Genomic DNA, 7322 nt, shown 5'->3' on the forward strand with positions numbered 1-7322 from the left:
ATTTATGAGACCATCTTTTCCTATCAGTATGGTGCTTGCAACGACAGTGGTTGGCTTCCAGTCTTATGCGCAAAATATTGAGACAACGGATTCATTAGGTATTGCAGAAAGTAGCGCAGCGCAAAAGCAATCTCTGGCGTTACAAATCAGCGAGCGTTATTCCGATCTTGAGCTCTCCTTAAAAGCTCAGATCTCAGAAAAGAACTTATCCGCGCCTGTAGATAAATTGAGCTCTACTCAGCCCTACTCTGCATTTTCAAGCCGGATGCAGAAAGCGGATCTTGGTTATCGCAAGATGAAAGGGATCAACGACTTCAGCGACTCTGTGTTAGAGGTTCGCATGGCTGATGAAGCGATGATTGAAGCCTGGAAGAACGGCGAAAGCCCATTATTCGCGTTTGAACCATCAGGCGATGATTCGAATTGGCAATACATTGAAGCGTATGACGTGTACGGACAAGTTCATGAATTAGATGTGTACCAAATGCCAGACGTCCCAGTGTTTGTGGTTGATAGTAACGGTGCTGAAGAGCTCAAAGCAGGCTTAATGGCAATGCAGGCAGAGATGCAAAAACTGGGTACTACAACGCAAATCAATGCCGTTAGCGATACCAATGCCGACGAGAGTAAACCTCAAAAACCGTCTTTGATGAACAGGGCACGTCGCTCGATGGCCTTGTCGGAACTTGAGCCGTTGAATACCACACAATTAACCAAAATCCGTTTAGCCGTCGACCAAGAACCTTGGATCTCTGGTAAAGCGGAAATCTACGCTATCGTGACGGGTGTCGATTCAAGTCGTTTAGAGCCCCAAATCGACCTCGTTGAGATGCCTTATCTGGACTACGACAAACAGACGTACTACCCGAACCAGACCGTCATCTTCTGGCCTCGCTACCGTTGGGGCGCTGCAGATATGATCTTAATGGAACACGATGATGGAACAGATTATAAAGCACTAGCAAAACTCTTGGTTCAAGCCGCAGAAGAGATACTGAAGATGATTCCTGATCCAGAAGTTCAAGGTTATGCGATCATCCCTCAGATCACAGGCAAGATTATCGATGTGATTCCTGATGGTGTATTAGTGAATGATGATGACTTCGTGGATGTGTACTACACCTTAATGCAGAACACACCTTATGTAGACCGTCCGGGCGCAGGCGGAAATGCTGTCGCATCGTTTGCACCAGTCACGATTTCACCAACAGAGTAAGTCGTTTCTTATTCAGTTAGGGCTTAAACGCTAGGCCCTAACTCTTCATTATCGAAGGTAAGTCAAACACAAGAGACCTACTCAGAACCTAATTACAGGGAGTAATCAAACACAATGATGTCTTCTAAAAGCGGACGAAATACATCTTTCAGCGCATCATGCTCAGGGTGCGGAAGGTAATTCTGGCGGCCTTCTTCATCAGCGAACGTCATTAACACTGAGTGGGTATAACCTTGATTCTTGTTTTCAGGGCTGTCATTTAATCCCCATTCTACTGAAGTGACCCCTTCAACCTTGTTTGGCATCGCTTCAAACAGCATCTTTAGTTTTTGAACCTCTGAAACCTCAGCGTTTTCTTTAAACTTAATCAGTAGAATATGACGAATCATTCCCGTTTCTTTTTGAGTCATTCCTTGTCCTTTCGAGTCGTTCGCTTACTGGTTTGTAATGCTTAACCAACACCCAATAGCGATCTAAATTAGAGAACAACAAAATGCCACACGTTACACAACATGCCAAGGCTAGATCGCTAGAGTTTATAAAATACTCCACAACCCAATAACGAAAAATGCTGCACCCAAGGGCGCAGCATTTCTCATGACAATGGTAAGCACATCTTTAACGTTAATCACGACGACCTGTAAGCTGGATCGTTTGGTCTTGATCTACGTTCTTTTGGAATTGGATTCCGCCGTTAGACGCTTCATTTCTTCCTTCCAGTGTTAAGTCAGATTCAACACGCTCAGCCTTTACTTGATTACCTTCGCTTCTTGTCATGTCGATAGTCCCTGTATACGTACCGTCGGCAGCAAAAGCCGTGTTCATTGAAAGAGCCATTAAGCCTAGTGCGATTAACTTTTTCATACATCACCTCATATTCTTTTTAATTATTTGTTCGTTTGGTATCTGTGTTTCTTTGTTGAGGTAACTTTAGCGCTTGAGTGAAAGCCATTCGAGGAAAAGCAAGATTTACCAAATGGAAAATCAATGGATTAGCGAAGTTCTGACGCGGTGCTGTCTTATAAGATTTTTATTGGCACTATGATATTAGAGTCACATAATTTCAGCACGCCTACCGCACCGAAATTACTACCTATAAAAGGATTCATTTGGAGAGCCTATGGACATCAATCTAGACATTCAAAATATCCTCGTCATCAAGCGTATGTATGAACTTCGCAATGTTGGGCTGGTTGCGGAGTCGTTAGGAAAAACCTCTGGGGCGATCAGCAAGAACCTTTCGAAATTAAAGTTACAGCTCGACGACCCACTGTTCATTCAAACCAAACACGGGTTTGAACCCACGACTTTTGTTGAAACCAACATCGAAAATTTTGAGCAGATCTTGAGCAGCGTTGAAGCAATTAAACACCAAGTATTTTCGCCAGAAACTTACCAAGGTGATATCAAAATCTACGCAAATACACTGTTCTGGGAGCGCTTTGGCTCGAAGCTCTACTTTGCTCTGAGTAAAGAAGCCCCGCATGCTCACTACTCATTCGTTCGGTGGGGAAGCAATGTGAGGAACAGGCTCATCGACGGCGAAGAATCCATAGCGGTTCATTACTTTGATGAAACCTTGCCACAGTCAATTTCTCAAATGGAATTCGGTAAAGGAAAAGTGGTGTTCTTCGTGAGAGAGGATCATCCAGCGAAAGACTTTGAGTCGCTCGCCAACTACCCAATCATTCTATTTAAAACCCCGGGATGGAATGACAATAAATACCCGATCCTTGATCGCCTTAGGAATATCGGTTTTCACGTCAACCCAAGAGTGGAAGTCGACCACCCTGCGATGATTCACGACGTTGTGTTCAAATCCGACTATTTTGGTATCACCCTCAATGGCAGCGTACCTGAAGGCTGTCGTAGTATTGATTTACCCGAAAAACTGACGATCGATGTGGGTTATGTGATGAGCTGCCGTCGTTCACAGAAAGACGCGCCTTTGAATCAGTGGCTATTCCAAATGTTGAAATCCACCCTAAAAAACAAACAAGCGTAGTTCAACATCTAAAGGCCTAAATGATTAACGGGTTAAGAGCTTATAAAGCTTAAAGACTTAGCCGCTTAGCTGCTTGATGACTTAACTCCCTACCATCCAAAAAAGAAAAGGCTCCCGAGGGAGCCTTTGATTAGGGTTCTAGTGACTATTCGCTTATGTTTTTATTTTAAAATGCTTCTTCGAGCGTTTGTTCGTTCTTTTTTTCTGTTTGTTTCTCGCTGGTTTCAACCTCTTTCAAGCGCGCAGTGAAATGTCTTAACACCGGCGGCTCGTAGGTAAAGTCGAGCCCTTTCACTTGTCCTGCATTCTCTTTCACTTTTTCAAATGCTTCGATGATGAAGTCCATGTGGGTTTGTGTGTAGGTCGCGCGAGGAATGGTAAGGCGCAATAACTCTGCAGGGCATGGGTGTTGTTCACCGGTTGCTGGGTCGCGACCTTGCAGCAATGAGCCAATCTCAACCGCTCTGATACCCGCGACTTTATAGAGTTCACACGCCAAAGCATGTGCTGGGAACTGACCTGCTGGAATGTGAGGAAGCAGTTTACCCGCATCGACAAACGCAGCGTGACCGCCTGCTTGCTGGCACACGATGCCCATCGCTTCTAAGCCATCAACAAGGTATTGAACCTGACCAATACGGTACTCTAACCAATCTTGGCGCATGCCGTCATAAAGGCCAACCGCAAGACGCTCCATCGCGCCACCTTCTAAGCCACCATAGGTTGGGAAGCCTTCTTGCACCACACACAAAGTTCGACACTCTGTGTACACATCCATGAAAGAGTCGTCTTTAAAGCACAACAAGCCGCCCATTTGCACCATGGCATCTTTCTTGGCAGACATGGCTAAGCCATCCGCGTATTTGTAAGACTCACGCGTGATCTGTTCGATTGTCCAATCTTGATAACCCGCTTCTCGTTGTTGAATGAAGTAGGCATTTTCAGCGTAACGTGCAGAATCCATGATCACAGGGATGTCGTACTTCTGAGCCACTTGATACACGGCTTTTAGGTTGGCGATAGACACTGGCTGTCCACCAGCAGAGTTACAAGTAATGGTGCTCACAATATAAGGAACATTGGCTGCGCCCGCTTCTAAAATCGCTTCTTCCAGCTTCACCACATCGAAGTTGCCTTTGAAGTCCGCATTCACTGAGGTATCGAACGCTTCTTTGGTATAAACGTTTTTCGCCACACAGCAATTCACTTGGGTGTGACCTTGTGTTGTATCGAAGAAGTAGTTCGACAAGGCGACCATTTTGCTGCGATCGAGCCCTTTCTCCATTTCACGCTTCTTGATAAGAACAGGAATGTAGATCTGCTCTGCGCCGCGCCCTTGGTGTGTTGGAATCGTCAACTCGTAACCGAAGATATCCTTAACCGCGTTCGACAATGCGTAGTAACTGCGGCTACCACTGTAAGCTTCATCACCCATTAACATCGCGGCTTGCATACGCTGAGTAATAGATCCTGTTCCGCTGTCTGTCAGTAAGTCGATAAACACATCATCACTGTCGAGCAAAAATGGGTTCATCCCCGCTTCGACAATGGCTTGTTCACGATAGGCGCGCGTTGTTCTTTTTACTGGCTCTACAACACGAATACGAAACGGTTCTGGTAGATGTTTGAAGTTTTCCATAATAATACCTTTCAATACATTCTGATCAGGTCGAAATGTATTTTCTTTAGATGTCACGAATCCTCACCATTAAATTAATAGATCCATATAAAGACACACGGAAAATTAACAGTGAAAATAAACAAGTTAAATAATGATTTATTAATCAAACCTAAACAGAGGCTGAGATAATTAGCGAGAACGACAAAACAACGAATATTCTGCACGGAATAATAAGTGCGACATTCATGTGTTCAAAGGTTATCAAAGCTGCTGATAGGTAAACAAAGCACGCTGCTTTGCTGGCGCGTGACGCCTAGAGGGTACTACTCTGAAGAAAGGCGGAACGAGAGCTGGTGATCTAAGGTATACCAAGCTAACAAGGTTAGCCATGTTGTTGATTGCCATTTCAGATACATGTTCACAATATATCCCTACGTTGAAATCAAGATGATCCGGAATTTAAATATAGTGCAATTGTTTTATAAATACAGCTTAGAAAAGTATAAATGTGATCAACATTTAGAATGATGATTAAATACGATAGCATGTTATATAAACTGTGAATCACAGCAGTTTATATACTATTAAACTAGTTCAGCGAGTTACTTAATAATATCGAATCTCTTTTAAACTCAAGACTTATCTAATAAGGGGCGAAGATGGCTGTTTTCTAAAAAACTATCTTCTAGGAATCTATCTTCTAGAGAGCTACTGAGCTAAAGAGCTAAGCTCTAAAACTCACCGTTCTAAAAAAGCTAAGCACTAAAGTTCTCAGCCTTAACTAAAAGAGATAAGCTCTCACGCTCCAAATAACTCAGTTCTGATGAGTCTCAGCCCCACCAGAACCGTTTTGCAGGCGCAGTCGTGGATTACTTTTTCTTCACGACTTGCTTGATGGCCATTTCAGCCAGTTTTGGCGTCGCTGCTTTCAAAGCACTGGGGGCAACCTTCTTACCCGCCTTGACCGCTTTATTCAGTTGGCCTTTAACCGACGTCCCTCTTTTCATGGCTTCTAAACGTTGGCGATTTCTCTGAACGTTATTTGCGTCAGCGATACGTTCAATCAACGTCTGCCTTAAAGTATCTAAACCAAACTGTACCTTTTCTGGCGCAATCGCCAGCGGTAACACTATATCGGTTTGCAGCAAGATATGATTGTATTCGAGCGCTTGAGCAATGATCTTCGCTTTGGTCGATGTTGGATTATCTAAGTCATACGGCGGCTGCCAATCGTCTACAGGCTTTAATCGGTCTACCTGATTCACAACCGACACCACAATCGGTTTCTTGCGTGAGATGTTCTTAGGATCGTCATAGAAAGCATCAAATCTATCTTTCAATTGCTTATCCAAATCACGCGCAGATTGATTGGCTTTAAGCACCCATAGCACCACATCGGCTTGGGTCATCTCTTTCAGCATTAAGGCTTCGGTTTTAAGGTTGCCATCAAGCCCCTGAAGATCAACAACGCGAACATCATTGTCGTCGACAAACGCGTTATACACAGTTGAAGTGTCGGTTGATGGCAGTACATCCACTTCAGCTACCAACTCTTGCTTAAGCGCATTGATAAGCGAAGATTTACCAGAGCTGGTTTGCCCCACCAGCACTATTCGCACAGGCTCTAATTCAGGAGCAAAGCGTTGTTCGTCGAGTTCAGACACACCGGACGCTTTCAGTGCTTCATCTTCAATGCTGAAACGTCCGCTGTAGAGGTCAATCGCCACCGCAGCGACTTCATCTAACAAGGCTTGTTTAGCGGCGTGTTGCATGTCATCAACCACACCTCTTGTCATTGAAGATGTCGCTTGCTCTCTCCCTAAATCAGAAACAACTTTTAACGGGTTCAAATAGAGGTTTTTGAGGTGATTCCCCCAAATAGCGGCCTTAACGATCTTCTGCCCTAGCTCGCCATATTTATCATAGGCTTCGTAGCCCGCCTTAATGTAAGAAACCTTGAGATACTCAATGCCCGGTATATGCTCTCGTACTACCAGTTTGTAGCGTCGGCTGACCTCTTCGAACAGCTTTAGTCCTTCAGGAATCGAGAAATCGAGCGATTTCTTATCAAACTTTTTCGCCACAAACTCAAGTACTTCTAAACCGGTTTGGTCTAGGTTGCCCCACTCTATGTCGACCAGTAATTGTTGTCGTACATGGTGTTTTGAATCATTCCAGATCGACAGTTCTTTTTGAGACCAATCAGCCGAAGCCTTAACCAATGCATCGTTGATATCAGCTTTTTTATGCTGTGATTCAGCTTCAGCAGTATCCTCACCAAGGCCGTCACTCTCTTTATTCGAGAAGGGCTCCGTACTTGAAGAGCGGCTTGAAGAATCGCGTGAAGAGCGGCTAGAAATGAACAGAGGAATGGTGAACACCAAGGTACTCACGGCAATGGCAATCGACATTTCGAGTAGGTAACCGTATTTGATCGCCAAGAAGACACCAAAACCCATCATGATAATGCTTGGGAAGAT

6 protein-coding genes are annotated in these 7322 nt (G+C 44.4%); 2 read left to right on the forward strand and 4 right to left on the reverse strand.

Translation table 11 applies throughout. The features are described from left to right. The first annotated feature begins 4 nt into the window (after positions 1 to 4). Positions 5 to 1216 (forward strand): DUF3103 domain-containing protein, encoded by a 1212-nt coding sequence (locus AB4653_RS23595; RefSeq protein ID WP_102257318.1) that lies wholly within the window; start codon positions 5 to 7, stop codon positions 1214 to 1216. Positions 1217 to 1308: 92 nt separating this feature from the next. On the opposite strand, the gene AB4653_RS23600 is transcribed toward AB4653_RS23595, so the two are convergent. Further along, entirely contained in the window at positions 1309 to 1626 is a 318-nt protein-coding gene (locus tag AB4653_RS23600) for a Dabb family protein (RefSeq protein WP_081304112.1), read from the reverse strand. A gap of 214 nt (positions 1627 to 1840) precedes the next feature. Then, positions 1841 to 2080, reverse strand: a complete 240-nt coding sequence (locus AB4653_RS23605; protein WP_017081013.1) for a hypothetical protein — start codon at positions 2078 to 2080, stop codon at positions 1841 to 1843. A gap of 256 nt (positions 2081 to 2336) precedes the next feature. Between AB4653_RS23605 and AB4653_RS23610 the strand changes: the two genes are divergently transcribed. After that, positions 2337 to 3221 (forward strand): LysR family transcriptional regulator, encoded by an 885-nt coding sequence (locus tag AB4653_RS23610; protein WP_017090766.1) that lies wholly within the window; start codon positions 2337 to 2339, stop codon positions 3219 to 3221. Positions 3222 to 3387: 166 nt separating this feature from the next. Here the strand turns inward: AB4653_RS23610 and tnaA are convergent, their stop codons facing one another. Then, on the reverse strand, positions 3388 to 4860 hold the full coding sequence (gene tnaA, locus AB4653_RS23615; protein WP_102257319.1) for a tryptophanase: 1473 nt from the start codon (positions 4858 to 4860) through the stop codon (positions 3388 to 3390). Between the two features lie 851 nt (positions 4861 to 5711). Then, on the reverse strand, positions 5712 to 7322 hold a 1611-nt coding region (locus AB4653_RS23620), incomplete at its 5' end, for a GTPase family protein (protein ID WP_372105462.1).

Origin of the sequence: Vibrio sp. 10N.222.48.A3 (genome assembly GCF_041475345.1) — a bacterium.
Taxonomy (GTDB): Bacteria; Pseudomonadota; Gammaproteobacteria; order Enterobacterales; family Vibrionaceae; genus Vibrio; species Vibrio tasmaniensis_A.

Coding starts and splice junctions, on each gene's coding strand:
- AB4653_RS23595 (WP_102257318.1), top strand. CDS start 5: ATGAGACCATCTTTTCCTATCAGTATGGTGCTTGCAACGACAGTGGTT.
- AB4653_RS23600 (WP_081304112.1), bottom strand. CDS start 1,626: ATGACTCAAAAAGAAACGGGAATGATTCGTCATATTCTACTGATTAAG.
- AB4653_RS23605 (WP_017081013.1), bottom strand. CDS start 2,080: ATGAAAAAGTTAATCGCACTAGGCTTAATGGCTCTTTCAATGAACACG.
- AB4653_RS23610 (WP_017090766.1), top strand. CDS start 2,337: ATGGACATCAATCTAGACATTCAAAATATCCTCGTCATCAAGCGTATG.
- tnaA (WP_102257319.1), bottom strand. CDS start 4,860: ATGGAAAACTTCAAACATCTACCAGAACCGTTTCGTATTCGTGTTGTA.